The 21218-nt window shown below is 42.5% G+C and carries 20 protein-coding genes; 2 read left to right on the plus strand and 18 right to left on the minus strand.

Features of this window, described 5'->3' with window-relative positions:
- Positions 1-166: 166 nt before the first annotated feature.
- The 4 genes from ABWV45_RS03120 to ABWV45_RS03135 form a co-directional block, all read right to left on the minus strand.
- Positions 167-583 carry a hypothetical protein gene (locus ABWV45_RS03120; RefSeq protein ID WP_353348597.1) on the minus strand — a complete coding sequence of 139 codons (417 nt, stop codon included), beginning with the start codon at positions 581-583 and terminating at the stop codon, positions 167-169.
- 109 nt (positions 584-692) lie between these two features.
- The gene (locus tag ABWV45_RS03125; protein ID WP_353348599.1) at positions 693-1010 is read right to left on the minus strand and encodes a hypothetical protein; all 318 of its coding nucleotides are present in this window, start codon (positions 1008-1010) and stop codon (positions 693-695) included.
- Positions 1011-1094: 84 nt separating this feature from the next.
- Positions 1095-1445 (minus strand): hypothetical protein, encoded by a 351-nt coding sequence (locus tag ABWV45_RS03130; RefSeq protein ID WP_353348600.1) that lies wholly within the window; start codon positions 1443-1445, stop codon positions 1095-1097.
- Positions 1446-1641: 196 nt separating this feature from the next.
- The gene (locus tag ABWV45_RS03135) at positions 1642-2037 is read right to left on the minus strand and encodes a hypothetical protein (protein WP_353348602.1); all 396 of its coding nucleotides are present in this window, start codon (positions 2035-2037) and stop codon (positions 1642-1644) included.
- A gap of 570 nt (positions 2038-2607) precedes the next feature.
- Here ABWV45_RS03135 and ABWV45_RS03140 point away from each other — a divergent pair.
- Both ABWV45_RS03140 and ABWV45_RS03145 read left to right on the plus strand, forming a co-directional pair.
- On the plus strand, positions 2608-2895 hold the full coding sequence (locus ABWV45_RS03140; RefSeq protein ID WP_353348604.1) for an ArsR/SmtB family transcription factor: 288 nt from the start codon (positions 2608-2610) through the stop codon (positions 2893-2895).
- Positions 2896-2981: 86 nt separating this feature from the next.
- Positions 2982-4172: a serine hydrolase domain-containing protein gene (locus tag ABWV45_RS03145; protein WP_353348606.1), complete on the plus strand. Its 1191-nt coding sequence runs from the start codon at positions 2982-2984 to the stop codon at positions 4170-4172.
- A 120-nt stretch (positions 4173-4292) separates the two neighbouring features.
- Here the strand turns inward: ABWV45_RS03145 and mutT are convergent, their stop codons facing one another.
- The 14 genes from mutT to mraY all read right to left on the minus strand — a co-directional run bounded on the left by mutT (position 4293) and on the right by mraY (position 21213).
- Entirely contained in the window at positions 4293-4697 is a 405-nt protein-coding gene (mutT, locus tag ABWV45_RS03150) for an 8-oxo-dGTP diphosphatase MutT (RefSeq protein ID WP_353348608.1), read from the minus strand.
- Positions 4698-4772: 75 nt separating this feature from the next.
- Entirely contained in the window at positions 4773-5993 is a 1221-nt protein-coding gene (gene argJ, locus ABWV45_RS03155; protein WP_353348610.1) for a bifunctional glutamate N-acetyltransferase/amino-acid acetyltransferase ArgJ, read from the minus strand.
- A gap of 21 nt (positions 5994-6014) precedes the next feature.
- The gene (secA, locus tag ABWV45_RS03160) at positions 6015-8753 is read right to left on the minus strand and encodes a preprotein translocase subunit SecA (RefSeq protein ID WP_353348612.1); all 2739 of its coding nucleotides are present in this window, start codon (positions 8751-8753) and stop codon (positions 6015-6017) included.
- Positions 8754-8853: 100 nt separating this feature from the next.
- On the minus strand, positions 8854-9786 hold the full coding sequence (locus ABWV45_RS03165) for a peptidoglycan DD-metalloendopeptidase family protein (RefSeq protein WP_353348614.1): 933 nt from the start codon (positions 9784-9786) through the stop codon (positions 8854-8856).
- Positions 9787-9937: 151 nt separating this feature from the next.
- On the minus strand, positions 9938-10849 hold the full coding sequence (gene lpxC / locus ABWV45_RS03170) for a UDP-3-O-acyl-N-acetylglucosamine deacetylase (RefSeq protein WP_353348616.1): 912 nt from the start codon (positions 10847-10849) through the stop codon (positions 9938-9940).
- A 74-nt stretch (positions 10850-10923) separates the two neighbouring features.
- Positions 10924-12078, minus strand: coding sequence for a cell division protein FtsZ (gene ftsZ, locus ABWV45_RS03175; protein ID WP_353349389.1), 1155 nt, complete (start codon positions 12076-12078; stop codon positions 10924-10926).
- Positions 12079-12164: 86 nt separating this feature from the next.
- Entirely contained in the window at positions 12165-13400 is a 1236-nt protein-coding gene (gene ftsA, locus ABWV45_RS03180; protein WP_353348618.1) for a cell division protein FtsA, read from the minus strand.
- Positions 13401-13424: 24 nt separating this feature from the next.
- Positions 13425-14174, minus strand: a complete 750-nt coding sequence (locus ABWV45_RS03185; protein ID WP_353348620.1) for a cell division protein FtsQ/DivIB — start codon at positions 14172-14174, stop codon at positions 13425-13427.
- Entirely contained in the window at positions 14174-15097 is a 924-nt protein-coding gene (locus tag ABWV45_RS03190) for a D-alanine--D-alanine ligase (protein ID WP_353348622.1), read from the minus strand. Before ABWV45_RS03190 ends, ABWV45_RS03185 begins: the two co-directional genes overlap by 1 nt.
- Positions 15090-16544 carry a UDP-N-acetylmuramate--L-alanine ligase gene (murC, locus tag ABWV45_RS03195; protein ID WP_353348624.1) on the minus strand — a complete coding sequence of 485 codons (1455 nt, stop codon included), beginning with the start codon at positions 16542-16544 and terminating at the stop codon, positions 15090-15092. Before murC ends, ABWV45_RS03190 begins: the two co-directional genes overlap by 8 nt.
- Complete coding sequence (gene murG / locus ABWV45_RS03200) at positions 16537-17616, minus strand: undecaprenyldiphospho-muramoylpentapeptide beta-N-acetylglucosaminyltransferase (RefSeq protein WP_353348626.1); 1080 nt, start codon at positions 17614-17616, stop codon at positions 16537-16539. Before murG ends, murC begins: the two co-directional genes overlap by 8 nt.
- Entirely contained in the window at positions 17603-18784 is a 1182-nt protein-coding gene (ftsW, locus tag ABWV45_RS03205; protein WP_353348628.1) for a putative lipid II flippase FtsW, read from the minus strand. The genes murG and ftsW overlap by 14 nt, the downstream gene beginning before the upstream one ends.
- Positions 18781-20115: a UDP-N-acetylmuramoyl-L-alanine--D-glutamate ligase gene (murD, locus tag ABWV45_RS03210; RefSeq protein ID WP_353348630.1), complete on the minus strand. Its 1335-nt coding sequence runs from the start codon at positions 20113-20115 to the stop codon at positions 18781-18783. The genes ftsW and murD overlap by 4 nt, the downstream gene beginning before the upstream one ends.
- Positions 20116-20130: 15 nt before the next feature.
- The gene (gene mraY, locus ABWV45_RS03215; RefSeq protein ID WP_353348632.1) at positions 20131-21213 is read right to left on the minus strand and encodes a phospho-N-acetylmuramoyl-pentapeptide-transferase; all 1083 of its coding nucleotides are present in this window, start codon (positions 21211-21213) and stop codon (positions 20131-20133) included.
- Between the last annotated feature and the right edge of the window lie 5 nt (positions 21214-21218).

The following is a 21218-nucleotide window of genomic DNA, read 5'->3' on the forward strand; positions in this document are numbered from 1 at the left end:
GAAATTCAATCTGTTCGCGTTTTTTAGCCATCCAACCTCACCTCAAATAACAATTTTGATATTTACGCGATCCGCAAATATTTATTGTTGCTATAATGGGTGTCTGAATTAATTAGAATTAATTATTTCACCAGCACCGGAATGTAGGTCCTGCTGACTGGCCTTGTTAGGGCTTGGGAACAGATTTAAAACCACCCAGCTTTCTGTTTACAAAGTTACTTAGCTCATGATTTTCTTCGTATGGCTCCAGAGCAGTAGCAATATCCCATGGTGGATTTACTATGCCAAAATACTTTAAAACCTCATCTTGTTCCATAGGAGGAAACGAAGATAGGCTTCTTAAGAAACCCTCTGGACACTTGAAAAATGCTGCCTCATTAATCTCTGAGAGCCATTCGGAATTAGCTGCTCCTGTATACTGACCAGACACAGCCAACGAAAATAGTTTCTTGTAGTCTATATTTTTGTCACAGGACGATTGTGCTACCTCATTTGCCATGCTGACCAACGCAGACTCTCCGTCAGCTTGTGAAAACGCCATTGATGGAATAGTGAGAAGAACAGCCAGTATTAAATTTCTCATAGGTTTTACTTCATGGGTGCCCTAACGCCACATTAAGCGGCTAATTACAGTTTGTTATAATTTGAGCGAAGCGAACAACAAACTGTAATTTGTCCACTTGAATGCCTTGTTATACGTATTTTATACCTAATTTAAATTTATGAGCCGACTTAACGAGAAAGTAACTAACAATTGGGAATAATGGTGTAAACAAGATGAACATTAGAGCAATGCCTCCATCCATAATTCCAGCCTCCAAATGACTTAAAGGCGTAATAAATAAAACCAACATCATTAATGCAAAAGTTAAAGGCCCAGTCAAAATTGTAATAAAAGCTTTAAGTGTTGAAGTAAGCTCATAATCATAAAATTTAGCAAAATATTTACATACTAAAAAAGAGATATAAAAATGTGCTATAAGAAAAACACCTAAAATTAGCAAATCCACTGAACCTCCTTATACGTATAACGCCGCCCACAACGGCGAGCGTAGCGAGTCCGGCAGCCGTAGGCTGCGTATTGCTGGGCCTTGTTATAAATCATTTGCGAGCCCTTTGGTGATATTTTTTGAAATCCTTTTCATACCGGATTGAATATTACTACTAATGCGATGCCCTGGAATATATTGGGGGAGAACAGTGTTGCACTTTTGATAGTCTGGGTGAGTGCGAATTACATTTATATATTGCTCTAAAACCTCTGGAGGTGTGGTGGGACGTTTCAGCTGCCCTTTTAATTTTTCGTAGAATTTTCTAATGGATTCTTCTTCATTTGGTTCTTCATCATTCAGATGTATATACAGCACCTCTGCTAGTTTCGGAATTTTCCATCCAAGACCATCTATTGTGCCTTTAATAACTTCTTGTAACTCGTTAGTGTTCATTGTCCCTATTTGTCCCGATGAAAGTGTTAATTTAAATATTCCCAGTTTGGGACTTTAAACAAAAGAGGATTCTATTATGCATAATTTAAACATTACAATTTTCGCAAATGCTGGCGGTAACCCTCCAAATGGGCCAAGCACCACAGGAAACCCATCTGGTGGTGGAAGAGGTAACAACCCACCAAAGGGCAAATAGTTACTTTTGGCAGTTTTCAGCATTCTTATCAAAGGCCTTTAAAAAGGCCTGTTCGCTTACTTTATAACGAATATAGGATATCTCATTCATTGTATCCTCCATCGCACACAAACATATTTCATTTCTGCTTCCATAAACTCGATAGCTAACAGGCTCCCGATAAGAATTTGAGCAAGCGTTAAGAATTTCATACTCAATATCTAAAGGATATCTGTTATCAGTGATAGCGTAATCAATAAACTGGCTACCACCATAAGCCAAAATTGCAGCTATTCCAGCGGCCTTAAGGGGCTTCTTGATTTGAAATCTTTCAATTTCATTTGAGCAATTTTTGCAATGAAAAATGATATCTGCATTTATATCTGCATTCTCATCACAATTACAAGAATCTGACACTGCCTCTCCTTGATTTATAACATTTTAATCGTGCGCATGCGCGTTTTTGCAATTCTGATTTTGAAGGAAAGATCGTCTGGAAGACTCGCCATTTCTGGGCTATAGACCAAATTCCGTTTCGGCTTCTCAAGAAAAACGCGCATGCGCGGTATTAACCTAATTGCGGGTTCTCGCAATCTCAGGATTAATTTTTATAAGTCGTTGATATTGCACGATTTAAATTCAGGGCACCAGTAAAAACACGCACTATTTTATTATTTTAAGGTAAAAACGCGCATGATTTTTTTGATTTATTGAAAATATACTGTTTATACATACAGACTAATTACTGCAAGGAATAATCATATTTAAAAGACCATATTTGATCATTAAGGCAATCTTCAGATCATTCTCCAAAATTTGGAAAATGAAGCATTGTGTACACCAAAACCATGAAAGGATAAATAAGTCTTAGGTCCACACCTGCTTATCACTGTGTATCCCGCTGCATGCTCAACTCCCCCCCTTTACAATCAGTTCAAATAAGACTACATTTCGTTATATAACGAAATTACAAATGGAAGAATTACTATGACTCCAAACGATGATGCTCTCCTAGCTTTCTTCCGCGGCCTCGCTAACGAGAATCGGCAGAAGATCCTGTTTAGTGTATTTATTGATAAACAGCCCCACACGGTAGGGGAGGTGGCCGAGCGTATTGGGCTTGCCCAGTCCACCACCTCAATGCATCTAACACAAATGAAGCAGGCTGGTATTCTCAGCTCCGAGAAGATCAACAAAGAGGTCTTCTACCGAGTCAACAAAAACCGCATCGCTGAATATCTAAACCTAGTGCAGAATTGGCTCAGCTGCAGTTAGCCCGAACTCAAACTCAACTGGTATTTTGATATTTAATATATCTTAATTTCGCGATATAACATAACAAAAGCTATAGGAGTCACCAAATGAAACGATCATACATGCTTTACGCTACAGTCCTATTGTTCGTAATAGGCTTAAGCAGTAGCAACCTCGTGAATTATTATCATTCCAAACTGACACTGTTCGATGAAGATAAACTGGCCGACAACTTCCGGCATATGGACCGAATATTTAACAGTAATCCCATTGCGGCATCGACAAACCCAGTGCCATTCAGTCTTTCTCAAAAACCTATTGCTGACATGTATCGATTCAAAGGCAAGCAGTATTCTGTTAATGAGTTTCTCCAGCGCAGCGAAACCACTGGCTTTCTCGTCATTCAGAATGATCAGATCATCCATGAGCGTTATTTCAAGGATTATGATGCCCACGACCGAGTGACTTCTTTCTCTGTAGCCAAATCATTTATTGCAACGCTCGTGGGTATTGCTCTCGATGACGGTCTAATTCAAAGCCTGAGTGACCCGATCACGACATATGTACCTGAGTTAAAAGAGTCTGGGTTTCATCAAGTACCTATCGTCGATATATTGCAAATGTCATCTGGCATTGACTTCTCCGAGCACTACGACGACACCAGTACAGATGCCTATACGATCTACGACAAAATGTTCATCTGGCTACGCCCTATAGATGAGGTAATCAATGACTATGGCAGCACTGCAGCCCCCGGTGAACTCTTTCACTACGCCAGTATAAATACTCAGGCGCTAGGCATGCTGATAGAAAACGTGTTCGGCAAGAAGGTGCATTTGGTGATGCAGGAGCGACTCTGGAAACCTATGGGCGCTACCGAAAGTGCCTTATGGCTGACTGATCAATATGAAACCGAAGTCAGCCTTTGGGGGCTGAACGCCACGCTTCGCGACTTCGCGCGGCTCGGCCTACTTCATTTACACGAGGGCCGAATCAACAATCAGCAGATTATTTCCAAGGCATGGGTTCAGCACGCGACTAAACCGAATAAACCCTACCTACAAGCAGGTCATATTAATCAAGATTGGGGCTATCAGTATCACTGGTGGATTCCACGTGAGTCTAAGGGCGACTACACTGCAATCGGCATCTGGGGGCAGTTTATTTATGTGAACCCGAGTGCGAATCTCGTGATCGTGAAAACCAGTGCGGATGCTAACTTCAAGCCACACGAGTATGAAGCGATTACAGCCTTTCGAGCGATTGCAAAACAGTTAAAGGCCAGCGGCAGTCTCTAAATCGGTTATACCCTCTAAAATTAACTTGCTTAGGGGGCATCATTTCAAAAGAAAACGTAAACCCAGACCCGTGTCGATTATAAATTATAATTGCTGAGTACCGCATTTATAAACTGTAAATCAACCTAACCCTAACTTCTTTTTCAGCGCCCCTATAATCGGCACATTGGCCTCTGGAAAATCATAAGCATCTATCTCACTCATCAAAATCCACTTCGTCACTTGTCCTTCGGCACCATGTGCTTCTCCGCGGAATTCATTCACCACATAGACATCCAACTCGATTAACTTATCGCCGTAATCATGCTCTAGCCTGATGAGTGGGGAAACGCTTTGCGCGTGAATGCCTATTTCTTCGTCTAGCTCACGAATCAGGGCTTGTTCTGGAGTTTCCCCGTTTTCTTTTTTACCACCGGGGAATTCCCATAGTCCTCCTTGGTGCGCTTGGCTGGCACGCTTGGCTATGAATAACTGGGTTAAATCTGACGACAATATAGCAGCGGCGACCACTTCTATCTTTTTCATGTTACGTCCTTAAAATTTGGGCAAAAAAAAGCAAGCTTAACTCTCGCTAAGCTTGCTGATAGCTAATATTGTTGTTTAGCTGCGATAATCGGCATTAATCGAAACGTATTCGTGGGACAAATCTGTGGTCCACACGGTTTCGTTAGCATTTCCTCGCCCCATATCAATGCGAATGGTTAATTCCGATTGCGCCATTACTTTGGACCCTGCTTCTTCCGTATAACTAACTGCGCGTGCGCCGTTTTCCACAATGCAAACATCATCTAAATAGATATTAATATTTTCAACGATCATGTCGCGCACACCGCTGCGACCAACCGCTGCTAATATACGCCCCCAGTTTGCATCGGATGCAAATAAGGCCGTTTTCACTAATGGACTGTGGGCAACGGTATAGGCAATACGCAGTGCTTCTTTTGCGTTTTCACAGTGGCTAACGTCAATAGCGACAAATTTTGTGGCACCTTCGCCATCACGCACAATGGCATGAGCCAAGTACATAAATACTTTTTCAAGCTCTGCTTTTAATGTACGGTACTGAGGGCTTGCCTCGTCATCAATCACTGCAATATCGGCCGTACCACTGGCCATTAACATGCAGGAGTCATTAGTAGAAGTATCACCGTCAATGGATATTCGATTAAACGATTTATCTCCAAGCTCAGAACATAACTTTTGCAAAATGACTTTTTCAACCGGAGCGTCTGTGGCGATAAACCCTAACATGGTAGCCATGTTAGGTTTGATCATCCCTGCTCCTTTTGAGATGCCCGAAATAGAAATGGTTTGCCCATCTATTTCAAATTGCGTCGAAATGCCTTTTGGTTGAGTGTCTGTGGTCATTATGCCTCGACTGGCCTCAAACCAAATGTTGTCTTGCGGGTTGGCTAAGGCTTTTGGCAAAGTAGGCAGTATTTTATCCATTGGCAATCGTTCACCAATTACACCTGTTGAAAAGGGCAACACTTGTTCAATGCTAACGCCTTTTTCAGTTGCAATGGTTTGGCAAATTGCCATGGCGTCTTCATGGCCACCTTCGCCAGTGCCTGCGTTAGCATTACCTGTATTAATAACCAAGTAACGCGTATTAGCTGCCGCTAAATGTTTTTTGCAAATTTTCACTGGCGCTGCACAGAAGGCATTTTCAGTAAAAATACCCGCTGTGGTTGCACTTTCTTCCAGCTCAAAAACGACAATGTCAGGTCGCATGGTCTGCTTGATACCTGCGTTAGCGGTACCAATGTTAATGCCTTTGATTGTATTGAAGTCTTCAAATACAGATAAGTTTACCGGCATGTTTACGTTTTTCCTTTTAAATTAGGCTAATTTGCCATGACATTGTTTGTACTTTTTACCAGATCCACATGGACAAGGATCATTACGACCTACTTTTTGTCCTTCACGAACAAATGGTTTTGCATGTTCTTCTTGCACTTGTGCTGGTTGCTGCGTTTGTTCTTCTGCAGCAAGTGCTGATGCACTTTCATGTTCAAACTCTAAAGATTGAGCTTGTGCCTGTGCACGAGCTTGATCTTCCATACGCTTCACTTCGTCTTGGCTCATAAACTGGATATGGGATAAGTTACGAATGGTTTCGTGTTTAATATCATCCAGTAATTGTTTGAATAAATCGAAGGATTCACGCTTATATTCTTGCTTAGGATTCTTTTGTGCATAGCCACGTAAATGAATACCCTGACGCAAGTGATCCATAGTGGCTAGGTGTTCTTTCCACTGATGATCAACAATTTGTAGCATCATGCGTTTTTCAACTTCGCGCATCATATCCACACCAACTTGCTCGGTTTTGTCCGTGTAGGCTTGGTCTATTTTTTCTTTTATTCGTTCACGAAGGGTTTCTTCATAAAGTGCTTTATCTTCTTCTAACCATCCAGATACAGGGACTGTTAATCCGAATTCTTTTGCTAATTCGTGTTCTAGTCCGTCTATATCCCACTGCTCTGCCATGCTTTGCGGCGGAATATATTGGCTGATAGATTCTTGAACAACATCTTCACGGATGGACTCGATAGTACCAGCGATATTATCAGCTTCTAGCAATTCATTACGCTGTTGGTAGATCACGCGACGCTGATCATTGGCTACGTCATCGTACTCTAATAGTTGCTTACGCATATCAAAGTTGCGGCCTTCCACTTTACGTTGGGCTTTTTCAATGGCATTAGAAACCATTTTATGTTCGATGGCTTCGCCGTCTTTCATACCAAGCGCTTGCATTAAACGACGAGTTCGATCACTGGCAAATATGCGCATGAGGCTGTCTTCTAAAGATAGGAAGAAACGCGATGAACCTGGATCCCCTTGACGACCAGCTCGACCACGTAGCTGATTATCAATACGACGGCTTTCATGACGCTCAGTACCTAAAATGTGTAACCCACCTGCTTCAATAACCGTGTCGTGACGTTCTTGCCAGTCAGCTTTTGCTGCCGCAATTTTGTCATCATTAGGGTTATTTATTTGCTCCAATTCGCGCTCTAAATTGCCGCCTAATTTAATGTCGGTACCACGACCAGCCATATTGGTTGCAATCGTTACCGCGCTAGGACGTCCAGCATCCGCGATAATTTGGGCTTCGTTTGCGTGGTTTTTGGCGTTCAGTACGTTGTGTTTTATTTTCGCTTCTTTCAGAGCTTCTGAAATTAATTCACTGCTCTCGATGCTAGCAGTACCCACTAGTACTGGGCGTTTTTTCTCTTTCGACTCTAAGATTTCTTTAATTATGGCTTGGTATTTTTCATCTTCGGTTAAGAACACCAAGTCATTATAATCTATACGAGATACTGGACGGTTTGTTGGGATAACAACCACATCCAGTGAGTATATTTCACGAAACTCGAATGCTTCTGTATCGGCTGTACCTGTCATACCCGACAGTTTGGTATATAAACGGAAGTAGTTCTGGAAAGTAGTTGAGGCTAACGTTTGGCTTTCTGCCTGAATTTTCACACCTTCTTTTGCTTCTACCGCTTGGTGCAAGCCATCACCCCAACGACGACCAGCCATAGTACGACCAGTGTGCTCATCAACTATCACTACTTGTCCGTTAGAAACAATGTAGTCCACATTACGTTGGAATAAGGTATGCGCGCGTAACGCCGAATGTACATGGTGCAACATCATTAGGTTGCTTGGTGCGTATAAGCTGTCGCCTTCTTCTAGCAAGCCTTCTTTTATCAGCATGTCTTCTACTAGTTCATGACCCGCTTCGTTTAGTTCAACACTGCGTGATTTAAGATCAATTACAAAGTGACCTTCTTGCTCGACTACTTCTTCTTCGGTTTCTTTATGCTCAATCAAGTTTGGCACTAAGAGGTTAATACGCTGGTACATTTCAGAGCTGTCTTGTGCTGCACCAGAGATAATTAACGGCGTACGGGCTTCATCGATTAAGATGGAGTCAACTTCATCGATTACCGCAAACGCTAAACCACGTTGAACACGCTCTTCTTTTGAAAGCGCCATATTGTCACGCAGATAATCAAAGCCAAATTCGTTGTTCGTGCCATAGGTAATGTCAGCTTGATAGGCTTCTTGCTTGGTTTTTGAATCTTGTCCCGAAAGAACGATACCAACAGATAGGCCCATAAATTCATACAAAGGCTTCATCCAGTTGGCATCACGTTCCGCTAGGTAGTCGTTCACTGTAATAACATGAACACCCAAGCCATTTAATGCATTTAGGTATACCGCGAGGGTTGCAACTAAGGTTTTACCTTCACCGGTTTTCATTTCGGCAATTTTGCCGTTATTAAGCGTCATACCACCAATCATCTGAACGTCAAAATGACGCATACCCATTACTCGTTTGCTGCCTTCTCTTAGGGCGGCAAAGGCTTCGGGTAATATCTGATCGAGGCTTTCCCCTTGATTGATACGCTGCTTAAATTCTTCCGTTTTATCTTTTAAAGCCTGATCGGTTAGGCCTTCGAAGTTGGGCTCTAACTCATTTATTTTTTTCACGACTTTACGTAAACGTTTTAATTCTCGTTCGTTTTTACTGCCAAGTACTTTGGCTAATGCTTTGATGAACATTGGGAAGATTCTTTTATTCTGTTTGTTATTAGTAAAAAACTGGATAACGCAATTTGATAATTGCGTTATACCGAAATTAAGTTATGAGGGGAATAAGAATTTATCGGCGAGTGCGATGTATGTAGGCTGCAGGGTCAACTGTACGGCCATTTTTGTATACTTCAAAGTGAACATGCGGACCAGTTGAACGGCCTGTACTGCCCATTAAGGCAACCACTTGGTCTTTACGGACCACATCACCTACTTTGACTGTAATTTCGTTGCAGTGCGCATAGCGTGTCTTGTAGCCATTACCATGATTCACTTCAACCAAAAGACCGTAGCCATAGCGTTTGGCTGCCCATGTTACAACACCAGAGGCAACAGAAACGATATCCGAACCGCTTTTACCTGCGAAGTCTACTCCGCCATGCCATGCTAAACGCCCAGTAAATGGATCAGTTCGCATCCCATAACGGGATGACATCCAACCTTTTTTGATTGGCAGGCCCGCAACGAAGGTATCGCGAGTGATTTTTTTCGCACCCAACAGACTATCTAATACTTCTAATTGTTGTTCGCGGTTATCTATTTGCTCGCTTAGCTCATCTAACACAGACATGATGCCTGGGGCTTGATAGACAGAACCCACATCCTGACGATTCGGGCCACCTATTGCCGGTAAATCACCAAAATTGAATTCGCCTTTATCAAGCTTAGATTGATCAATTAGGCGTTCGCCTAAGGCATCAAGTCGGGTTAAACGGGTTTGTAACTCAGCCATACGCAGAGTTAAACCGACTAGCTGCTCGTCGGTTTGCTCACGTATTTTATCGAGCTTTTTACGTTGTTGAGTTAGGTCTTGCTCCCATGCCTTAGCAGTCTCAGGGCCAAATAGACCTTCATCTGCCAACATCATGGTTAAATAATAGCCTGCAGCCCCCATAGAAAAAGGCATAACAGCTAAAATAAACGTTAATATCCAACGAGCCACGGGCCCCAAAGATATAGTCTTAGAGCGACCGTGACGCTGACCTACGATTATAATATTCACTCAGCGCGTCCTAAATTTGTTAACTGGTATTTAGTTTAGACGGAACCCAGCCCACAGTATGAGACAAAAATCACAGTAATACTGATCATTACATTTCAGTATATACAAATAACGGCACTTTACGTGCCGTTACAAGTTCTATTTCTTAAAGCTAAACAGCAGCTACAGGTTTAGCATATGAGATAGGGGAGGCTTCCTCATCATCGAAGGAAACGAACTCCCAGCACTCAGGCTGATCCAGTAATGCCCGCAGTAGCTGATTGTTCAGGCCATGGCCTGATTTTACACCAACATATTCGCCAATTAAGCTATGCCCAAGCAGGTATAAATCACCCACGGCGTCTAAAATCTTATGTTTTACGAATTCATCGTCATAACGAAGTCCGTCTTCGTTAAGTACGCGGTAATCATCAACCACTATTGCATTGCTGACACTGCCACCTAACGCTAAATTTTGAGAGCGAAGGTATTCAATATCGCGCATAAATCCGAAAGTACGAGCTCGGCTCACTTCTTTCACAAAGGAAGTAGTGGAAAAATCTAAGCTGGCAACTTGGTTTTCTGCATCAAATAACGGGTGATCAAAATCGATTGTGAAGCTCACTTTAAAGCCTTTGTATGGCTGAAAAGAAGCAGATTTATCGCCGTCTGTTACCGTTACAGGGCTTTTTATGCGAATAAATTGCTTAGCTTTGTTTTGCTCTTCAATACCAGCTGATTGCAGTAAGAACACAAATGGTCCAGCACTACCGTCCATAATAGGTACTTCGGCTGCGCTTAGTTCTACGTATACATTATCAATGCCTAAGCCTGCCATTGCTGATAGCAAGTGCTCAACGGTAGAAACCTTCGCGGCACCATTGTTAAGAGATGTAGATAGCGTTGTATCGCCTACATTTGTCGCTTTAGCTTGGATTTCTACAGCGGGCTCTAAATCCGTACGAATGAAGACAATACCCGTATCAATCGGGGCCGGGCGCAAAGTCAGGTAAACCTTCTCACCAGAATGCAAACCAATCCCGGTGGCTCTGATTGCGTTTTTAAGGGTACGTTGTTTAATCATTGATGCTGTCGCTTACTCTTTTAACGGCAATCGATCATTATACTAATAATAATCGAATAGACCAACCGCCATGCTTAATCAGCTTGGCGGCGTAAAAATGCAGGGATATCTAGGTAATCCATATCCTTGCTATTATTTGTATCTGGGTTTGATTGAGGCGCTGCTTGAGCGTTTGAACCTCGCATGACCGTCGGACGATCTAGCTTTTTGTAGTCCACATTGCCGTCCACTTTGCTAGTAGTATTATCCACTACTTTTTTCGGCGCCGCTTCCATTGCACCTAACCCTGTAGCCACAACGGTTACGCGCAGTTCATCGGTCATATTTTCATCTATAACGGTACCGACTACGATTGTAGCGTTATCTGATGAGAATTCCTCTATCGTGTCACCCACTTCTGTGAACTCACCCAAGGATAAGTTCATGCCAGCCGTGATATTCACCAGAATACCGCGGGCACCTTGTAAATTTACATCTTCTAGCAGTGGACTGCGAATAGCTGCCTCTGCTGCTTCACGGGCACGGTTTTCACCAGAAGAGAAACCTGTTCCCATCATTGCCTGACCCATTTCCGACATAACTGTACGTACGTCGGCGAAATCCACGTTGATCATACCAGGGCGAATAATGAGATCCGCAATACCTTGCACTGCGCCTAGCAATACATCATTAGCCGCTGAGAAAGCATCCAATAATGACGTATTCTTACCCAGTACCGCCAGTAACTTTTCGTTAGGAATTGTTATTAGGGAGTCAACATGCTTCTCAAGTTCCGCTAAACCACCTGCCGCTGCGCTAATACGCTTGCGTCCTTCAAATGGAAAGGGCTTGGTTACAACAGCCACCGTTAAAATGCCTAGTTCTTTAGCTACTTCGGCCACAACAGGTGCAGCACCGGTTCCGGTACCACCACCCATACCAGCTGTAATAAAGACCATATCAGCACCGTTTAGTGCCTCAGCGATACGTTCACGATCTTCCATAGCAGCTTGACGGCCAACTTCTGGATTAGCACCTGCTCCTAGACCTTTGGTCACAGTGGAGCCTAACTGCAAGACAGAACGAGCAGACATGTTTTTTAGTGCCTGAGAGTCAGTATTTGCACAGATAAAATCTACGCCTTCAACTTGGCTCGACACCATGTGCTCAACGGCGTTGCCGCCACCACCACCTACACCCACAACCTTTATGATTGCGTTATGTTGAGGTTCATCTACTAATTCAAACATATCCCCATCTCTTTGCGACATCGCCCTTCTCCTTAAAAATTATTATTCGTCAGGCGCTTTACTGCTATTCTAGCGCCTATTAAATATTAAAAGTTCCCTTTAATCCAATTTTTTACGCGTGCAACGAAACCAATTGGGTCGTCTTCCTTGCGAGCAAAAATTAATTCGCCTAACTGATGCTTTGCACCGTAAATTAATAACCCGACAGATGTGGCGTATATTGGGTTAGAAACCACATCCGTTAGGCCCTCTACACCGTGAGGTTTTGCCAACCTCACGGGGACATGAAAAATTTCTTCAGCCAGTTCAACCACGCCCTCCATCATGGATGTCCCTCCGGTTAAAACCACACCTGCAGCGATCATATCTTCAAACCCACTGCGCCTTAATTCAGCCTGTATTAGAGTGAATAATTCTTCGTACCTAGGCTCAACCACTTCTGCCAAGGCTTGTCGAGAGAGGTTTCTAGGGGCACGCTCACCGACACTTGGCACTTTTATCAGCTCATCAGCGCCAGCTAACTGGGTTAAAGCACAAGCGTACTTAATTTTAATTTCTTCAGCGTGCTGAGTTGGAGTACGCAATGCCATGGCAATATCGTTAGTCACTTGATCGCCAGCAATAGGGATCACCGCAGTATGGCGAATAGCACCTTCGGTAAAGATGGCAATATCCGTGGTGCCTCCCCCTATATCGACCATGCATACGCCAAGCTCTTTTTCATCATCCGTTAATACTGCATAACTAGAGGCTAATTGCTCTAATATAATGTCGTCGATTTCTAGACCACAACGCTGCACGCATTTCTCAATGTTTTGTGCAGCATTAAGTGCACCACTGACCATATGCACTTTGGCTTCTAAGCGCACACCTGCCATGCCAATTGGCTCTTTAATACCCTCTTGTAAATCAATCACGTATTCTTGAGGCAAAACATGCAAAATCCGCTGATCCGCTGGTATTGCCACTGCTTTTGCTGCATCCAGTACGCGCTCAATATCCATTTGTTCTACTTCACGATCTTTTATAGCCACTATGCCGTGGCTATTCATAGAGCGAATGTGATTACCTGCAATACCTGCATAAACAGAGTGAATTTGACAACCAGCCATTAATTCCGCTTCTTCAATGGCGCGCTGTATAGACTGCACAGTGGACTCAATGTTCACTACAACGCCTTTTTTCATACCACGAGAAGGATGACTACCGACACCCACAACCTTGATGATACCTTGTGAATTTACCTCACCCACAATGGTAACCACTTTGGACGTGCCAATATCAAGGCCGACAATTAATTTGTTTTCTGCAGTTACGGTCATAGTTTTTCTCTTATTAGCCTGCATCTATCCCTGCGCTTGACTTGCAATTTTTTTCCAAGCCACTGCAAATCCTTGCTCATATCTCATATCAATTTTTTCAATTTGAGATAAGTTAAATTGATTCATTACATGTTCTAGTTGTTGCAACCCACTCTTGGCCTTATTGTGATCTAGCCAAATCTGCAAACCCGCTTCGTATTCTAATTTCCAACCAGCTGAAGAATGCTGCAACCCCACTAGGCTTAATTGATGACGCTTACCCCAGCGGTTAAACAATAAGAAATGCTGCATAACCAATTTACTTTCTTCATTGGCCCCATTTAATTTAGGTAAATCCAAGTTTTTGAGGGCTAACGGTAAAATGTCACCCTTTTCACTTAGCATGCTTTTTCCATTCCAAATTGCGACTGGTCGCTCTTCTTCTATGGTAATTTTAAGTGTTTCTGGCCAAATTTTTTCCACACTGACCTGTGAAACCATAATCATACTTTGTAATTGTGCCTGTATAGCACCCACATCTAGGTAAATATACCCTTGTGGAAACCAAGGTGAGATCTCTTTCAATACCCGATCTTGGTTAATATGCACTAATTTTTCGTTTAACTGTAATTGATCCACTGACTTATTAGCCGCTTGTAATATTAACAAAACCACAGCCAGCATAATTGAAGACACTGTCACAGCAATAGAAAGCGGTTTCAGTATGCGAGCATTTAAGAGGCTCGCCAATACTGATGTCTTTTGCTTGTGACGAGTGGCTCCTTTCCCTTTCATTAACGATGCACCGCATTGAGTATCTCTAACACTAAACCAGGGAATTCAAGTCCAGATGCCCTAGCAGCCATAGGTACAAGAGAATGATCAGTCATACCTGGTACAGTATTTACTTCAATTAGCCAAAATTTTTCAGCTTCGTCTTGCATTACATCAACTCGACCCCAGCCTTGGCAATCTAATGCTTCATACGCTTTCAAAGCCAACCCTTGAAGTTCAAGTTCTTTTTCTTCACTTAAACCACAAGGCAATAAATACTCAGTATCATCTTGAATGTATTTAGCGTTGTAATCATAAAAGTCATTTGCGGGCTTTAGCTGTATCGCAGGCAGTGCTTTGCCATTTAAAATCGCAACTGTAAATTCTTTACCTGTAATAAACTGCTCAGCCAATACAGGCGAACCCGTATCATTGGCTGCTTTAAATGCACATTCGATTTCTGATGCATGCTTAACTTTTGATATCCCGATACTCGAGCCTTCTAAAGCAGGTTTAACCATTAATGGAAGACCTACTTTTTGTGAAAATGCCGTCAATTCACTGACATCACAAGCCGATATAAATTCCGGTGTAGGTAATCCTAATCCCTGCCAAATTAATTTAGTACGCCATTTATCCATACATATGGCACTGGCTTTGACACCACTTCCGGTATAGGGCAATCCATAAAATTCTAATAGACCTTGTATAGTACCGTCTTCACCACCAACGCCATGAAGTGCAATAAACGCTATATCTACATTGTGTTGATTCAATTGCTCAATTAGGTTTTCTTTTGAGTCTATTTTTACTGCATCAACCCCTTGCGAAATTAACGCTTCAAAAACAGCATTGCCACTATTTAAAGACACTGTACGTTCAGCACTATTGCCCCCCAATAAAACGGCGACCTTACCAAAATTTTGCTGCGGAGTATTAGCCATCAATACTCTCCAATAACTCTGGTAATGCTTGAGTCAATTCAATGGCTAACGTGCCTACATTACCAGCACCTTGCGTCATTAAAATATCCCCTGGCTTTAACACATTTTTTAAGATGGGTTTTACATCCGCCCCTCTTTCAATAAAAATCGGATCCACTTTACCTAGCTGGCGAATTGTACCTGCTAACGCGCGTCCATCTGCACCCGGAATTTCGTCTTCACCAGCCGGATATACATCCATTAACAATAAAACGTCTACGCCACTTAATACACGCACAAAATCTTCATATAAATCTCGTGTACGAGTGTATCTATGGGGTTGAAACATCATTACTAGTCGGTTGTTTGGCCAACCTTTGCGTATCGCTTGAATGGTGACTTCCACTTCTGTTGGATGATGACCATAATCATCCACTAACATCACTTCACCATCGTTAAGTGGAAATTCGCCACACACTTGAAAGCGCCTACCAACCCCTTGAAACTTCTCAAGAGCCGTAATAATAGCTTCATCTGAAATGCCTTCATCGGTTGCTACTGCTATAGCAGACAACGCGTTTAAGACATTGTGTCGCCCAGGCATACGCAACTTGATGGTTAAATCTTTATGGTCATTAGGGCGCTTAGCAGTAAACGTGGTGAATATTCCTTCCTGTTGTACATCGACGGCATAAAAATCAGCACTTTCATCAAAACCATAGGTTAATACTGGGCGATTAATTTCCGGCAAAATATCTTTTACTGTTTCATCATCCACACATAAAACGGCTAAACCATAAAAAGGCAAGTTATGTAAAAAATCCACAAAGGTTTTTTTCAATTGATTGAAGTCGCCACCATAGGTGTCCATGTGGTCCGCTTCAATATTAGTTACAATAGAAACCATGGGTTGCAAGTGTAAAAACGAGGCATCTGATTCATCCGCTTCTGCAACCAAGTAACGGCTACCGCCTAATTTTGCATTAGTGCCTGCACTGGTCAAGCGACCACCAATAACAAATGTTGGGTCTTTTTCACCTTCTGCGAGTATTGATGCCACCAAACTTGTGGTAGTGGTTTTTCCATGAGTACCAGCAATGGCAATGCCATGACGAAATCGCATCAACTCAGCGAGCATTTCAGCACGGCGTACAATTGGAATTCTGTGCTCATTTGCGTATTGAATTTCAGGGTTTGCATAGTTGATTGCAGTTGACACAACCACTACATCCGCTTGTTCAACATTTTGTTTTTGATGGCCTAAATAAATCATTGCACCTAATGATTGTAAGCGATCCGTCACTGCAGATTGGCGTAAATCTGAGCCGCTGATTTCATAACCTTGGTTTAACAGAACCTCGGCAATTCCACACATACCCACGCCACCAATACCAATAAAATGTATGCGGCGTATACGTCGCATCTCTGGTATTTCCCAGCGCTGTACTGCTTTATTTGAATCAGACATTGATGGCCTCAATACAATATTTCGCAACGACACTGGCGGAATCAGGTTTTGCCAAGGTTCTCGCTGCTACTGACATTTTGATAATAGACTCACGATTTTGATGTAAGTCATTTAATTCGTTTAATAAACCCTGTGCGGTTAATTCACGCTGAGGATTTAATCGTGCAGCACCCGCTGACACTAAAAACTGCCCATTTGCTGTTTGATGATCATCAACGGCAAACGGGTAAGGGATTAAAATAGATGCCACTCCCGCGGCCATCATTTCACTAACCGTTAACGCCCCTGAGCGACAAATTACTACATCTGCCCACTCGTAGGCTTGAGCCATGTCGCCAATAAATGCGCTAACTTTAACTTGATCCACTCCGGCATTTTGATAACCCTGTTTCACATCTGCATAGTTACGTTTACCCACTTGATGCCAAACATTGATATGGCTAGGTTGGCTAGCCATCATTTCAATCAAAATATTATTAATCGCCACAGCACCTAAACTGCCCCCCACCACCAACACATTTAACGGGCCACTTCGATTCATTAAGCGTTGCTGCGGCGGCTGTATTTCAACAATATTTTTGCGTACTGGATTACCAACTGATCGGACTGACTTAGCTTTTGCAAATGTACCTTCAAATGCCTGCAATAACGTTTTTGCCATGGCGCTTAATATTTTGTTGGTCATTCCTGGAATTGCATTTTGCTCATGGATCACCAGCGGCACCCGTAATAAATACGCCAAAAAACCACCCGGCCCCGATGCAAATCCGCCCATACCCAACGCCATAACAGGTTTTACCTGACGAAATACTTTAAATGCTTGCCACAGAGCCCGCATAATTTGAAGTGGCGCCAACAAGGTTTTGAGCAAGCCACTTCCGCGCAGACCCGTCACCGATATACGGTGAAGTTCATACCCAGCATCTGGCACTAAATCATTTTCAATACCCTTAATACTGCCAAGCCAGTGTACTTGGTAACCCTTGGCTTTGAGTTCTTTCGCCACACTTAATGCTGGAATCACATGGCCACCAGTGCCACCTGCCATGATCATCACATTACCTTTTTTCATTTAGGCACTCCATTTCGTGATGAACTCTTAATAGCAAACCTAATGCAATACAACATGCAATCAAACTAGAACCGCCATAACTAACAAACGGTAAGGTTAAACCTTTAGTTGGTAATAACCCCATATTCACACCTAGATTAATAAATCCTTGAAAGCCAATTAACAACCCCATTCCATAGGCAACAAATGAAGCAAAATACTGCTGAAATTCATATGCCTTACGTCCAAGCTTCATGGCTTTAATAAAAATGTAAATGAACAATCCAATAATAAGTGCAGACCCCAGTAAACCGGTTTCCTCAGACCAAATAGCAAATACAAAATCCGTATGAGCTTCTGGTAAATAAAACAGCTTTTGTATGCTATTACCTAATCCCACACCAGAGTATTCACCACGACCAAATGCAATTAAACTTTGTGTTAATTGATAGCCACTGCCATAAACATTCTCAGGTGTCCAAGGCTCCCAATAACCAGTTAGTCGCTTCAAACGATATGGCTGGCTCAACAAAATAAGCACCGATGCACTTATTACGACGATAGCGGTTAATAAAAACTGACCTGCTTTAACACCACCTAAAAATAGCAAAGCCAAACTAGCCAACATCAATACAACCACCGCACCAAAATCAGGTTCGAGTAAGAGTAAAACCGCCAATAGTGCTAATACTAATAAGGGTTTGATGAACCCTGACCACTTTGATTGCACTTCAGCACGACGACGCTCTAAATAACTAGCCATGTACAAAACCGTAGCCAACTTAGCAAATTCACTAGGCTGCACATTCATAAAACCTAATGATATCCAGCGCATACTGCCGTTAACTTCTCGACCAATACCTGGAATCACAACCGCAACCAAGCTCAACAAAGAAAGTAAGATTAATACCCCGCTCATTTTTCGCACCCACTCAAGTGGTACGTGCACCACCACATAAGCAGTAATAGCACCAAGCAACAAATAAATACCATGGCGCAAACTAATATAAAGGTTATTGCCAAACTCTCGGTTGGCCCAATCCATACTGGCGGATGTCACCATCAACCAGCCTAGGGATGATAAAATAGTAACCGCCCACAATAACTGACGATCTAAGATGATGGACTGGCTAAAATCGAACTTTTGCCAAACTGGCGTAGTGGTAACGGTGCGAGTGGCTGAACTCATGACGCCTCCACCAATTTCACAAACGTCTCACCTCTGTGCTCAAAACTATTGAACATGTCAAAACTGGCACAGGCCGGCGATAACAAAACTGCATCATCTTGCTTGGCCGACTCACATGCTTTGCTAAAAGCATCTTCAAAACTACTGGCCTGTATTACCTTGCATTCTTGATGCAATACATCTGCAATTAACTGAGCATCTCGACCATAAACCACTAATGTAGAAACATAGGCTTTAACTTGATCTGACAAACACTGGAAGTCTGCATCTTTCCCCACACCACCCGCCATTAACACAATATGACCCTTAATATCAGGACCAAGCCCCTCAAGAGCCGCTTGGGTTGCACCAACATTGGTGCCTTTTGAATCGTTATAAAATTCCACACCATTTACTTTTCGAACCCACTGGCAACGATGCTCAAGTCCAGCAAACGTTGATAACGTTTTAAGCATGCTATTCATAGGCAAACCTGCGCACTCGCCTAAAGCTAACGCAGCCAATGCATTACTGCGGTTATGGCTACCTTTAATTTTTAATAAGCCGCTCTCCAAAAGTAACTCTTTGCCTTTACACAAATATAATTTTTCAGCTTGCTTGCACACTCCAAACTGATTATTTTCTGGCTCGTTAATAGTAAAACCGACCATACGTTCAGGCTGTGCAAACATTGGTGCTGACAACGTATCATCTAAGTTGATCACCCCCCACTTAGCCCCATTAAAAATAACCTGCTTTGACTCATAGTAATCTTTGTAACTATCATAGCGATCTAGGTGGTCTGGACTTATATTCAATACAGTAGCAACAAGTGGATTTAAATTAGGCGTTGCTTCTAACTGGAAACTACTTAATTCCATTACATAAAGCTGAACACTATCATCAATTAAGTCCAGCGCAGGCGTACCCAAGTTACCGCCAATGGCCGTATGCAAACCCGCATCCTGTGCCATAAGGCCAACTAACGTAGTTACTGTACTCTTAGCATTTGAACCTGTTATGGCAACAATTGGCGCTTTAGCATAATCAGCAAATATTTGAATATCGCTTACGACCTCTATGCCCGCGTCTTGTGCTTGTTTGATTTCTTTAGTTGCTAATGGCAAACCCGGACTGACCACTACTTTTTCAGCTTTTAATAGTTGGATCTCATCAAGTTTACCTAAACACATTTCTACATTAGGAAAGTTATCCAAAATAGTTTGAGCAAAAGGTGGCTCATCTCGAGTATCCATAGCTACTACAGGCATATTGCGTGCAGCAAAAAAAGCAACCACGGAATACCCCGTTTTGCCTAATCCAACCACCACAATAGGTTTTGCTGCAACCATATGAACCAATGCCTATTAACGAATTTTAAGTGTTGCCATACCTAGCAACACTAAAAACAATGTAATAATCCAAAAACGCACAATCACCCGCGGTTCTGGCCAACCTTTTAACTCGAAATGATGATGCAAAGGAGCCATTCTAAAAATGCGCTTACCTGTCATTTTAAATGACGCCACTTGCAAAATAACACTGACGGTTTCTGCGACAAAAATGCCACCCATAATGAACAGTAGAATTTCTTGGCGAACCATTACTGCAAGTACACCCAATGCAGCACCAAGTGCTAAAGATCCAACATCACCCATAAATACTTGTGCAGGGTACGTGTTAAACCACAAGAAACCGATTCCAGCTCCCACTAACGCGCCGCAGAATATCGTTACCTCACCCACACCACCTAAATACGGTAAAAACAAATATTCGGCAAATTTCACGTTTCCGACTAAATAAGCACAAACACCTAATGCACCACCCACCATTACCGTTGGCAAAATGGCTAAGCCATCTAAACCATCAGTCAGATTGACTGCATTTGAACTACCAACAATTACAAGATAGGTAAGTACGATATAAAAAAGACCAAGTTCAATCGCGATATCCTTAAAGAAAGGAACAATAAGCGTGGTTTCAGCTGGGCTTTGTGCATTAGCGTATAAATAAACAGCTGCAATCAGTGCTATCACACTTTGCCAAATCATTTTCCAGCGCGCAGGTAAACCTCTTGAATTTTTTTGCACTACTTTTCGATAATCGTCCACAAAACCGACGACACCTGTAGATAGGGTTACCAATAAAACAACCCAAACATAATGATTAGCCAAGTTCCCCCAAAGCAATGTACTAATAGAGATCGCCAGTAAGATCAACGTACCACCCATTGTTGGAGTGCCCGCCTTACTTAAATGAGACTGCGGTCCATCATCACGCACTGATTGTCCAATTTGCTTTTCTTGAAGTTTACGAATCACAATCGGACCACACCACAAGCCAATCGCCAAAGCAGTTAACGTGGCAAAAATGGCTCGAAACGTTAAATAATTTACTACGGCAAAACCCGAGTGATACTGCTGTAAAAATTCCGCTAACCATAACAACATGATTG

This window comes from Oceaniserpentilla sp. 4NH20-0058, assembly GCF_040371755.1.
Lineage (GTDB): Bacteria > Pseudomonadota > Gammaproteobacteria > Pseudomonadales > Oceanobacteraceae > Bermanella.

Coding starts and splice junctions, on each gene's coding strand:
- ABWV45_RS03120 (WP_353348597.1), bottom strand. CDS start 583: ATGAGAAATTTAATACTGGCTGTTCTTCTCACTATTCCATCAATGGCG.
- ABWV45_RS03130 (WP_353348600.1), bottom strand. CDS start 1,445: ATGAACACTAACGAGTTACAAGAAGTTATTAAAGGCACAATAGATGGT.
- ABWV45_RS03140 (WP_353348604.1), top strand. CDS start 2,608: ATGACTCCAAACGATGATGCTCTCCTAGCTTTCTTCCGCGGCCTCGCT.
- ABWV45_RS03145 (WP_353348606.1), top strand. CDS start 2,982: ATGAAACGATCATACATGCTTTACGCTACAGTCCTATTGTTCGTAATA.
- mutT (WP_353348608.1), bottom strand. CDS start 4,697: ATGAAAAAGATAGAAGTGGTCGCCGCTGCTATATTGTCGTCAGATTTA.
- argJ (WP_353348610.1), bottom strand. CDS start 5,993: ATGCCGGTAAACTTATCTGTATTTGAAGACTTCAATACAATCAAAGGC.
- secA (WP_353348612.1), bottom strand. CDS start 8,753: ATGTTCATCAAAGCATTAGCCAAAGTACTTGGCAGTAAAAACGAACGA.
- lpxC (WP_353348616.1), bottom strand. CDS start 10,849: ATGATTAAACAACGTACCCTTAAAAACGCAATCAGAGCCACCGGGATT.
- ftsZ (WP_353349389.1), bottom strand. CDS start 12,078: ATGTTTGAATTAGTAGATGAACCTCAACATAACGCAATCATAAAGGTT.
- ftsA (WP_353348618.1), bottom strand. CDS start 13,400: ATGACCGTAACTGCAGAAAACAAATTAATTGTCGGCCTTGATATTGGC.
- ABWV45_RS03185 (WP_353348620.1), bottom strand. CDS start 14,174: ATGAAAGGGAAAGGAGCCACTCGTCACAAGCAAAAGACATCAGTATTG.
- ABWV45_RS03190 (WP_353348622.1), bottom strand. CDS start 15,097: ATGGCTAATACTCCGCAGCAAAATTTTGGTAAGGTCGCCGTTTTATTG.
- murC (WP_353348624.1), bottom strand. CDS start 16,544: ATGTCTGATTCAAATAAAGCAGTACAGCGCTGGGAAATACCAGAGATG.
- murG (WP_353348626.1), bottom strand. CDS start 17,616: ATGAAAAAAGGTAATGTGATGATCATGGCAGGTGGCACTGGTGGCCAT.
- ftsW (WP_353348628.1), bottom strand. CDS start 18,784: ATGAGTTCAGCCACTCGCACCGTTACCACTACGCCAGTTTGGCAAAAG.
- murD (WP_353348630.1), bottom strand. CDS start 20,115: ATGGTTGCAGCAAAACCTATTGTGGTGGTTGGATTAGGCAAAACGGGG.
- mraY (WP_353348632.1), bottom strand. CDS start 21,213: ATGTTGTTATGGTTAGCGGAATTTTTACAGCAGTATCACTCGGGTTTT.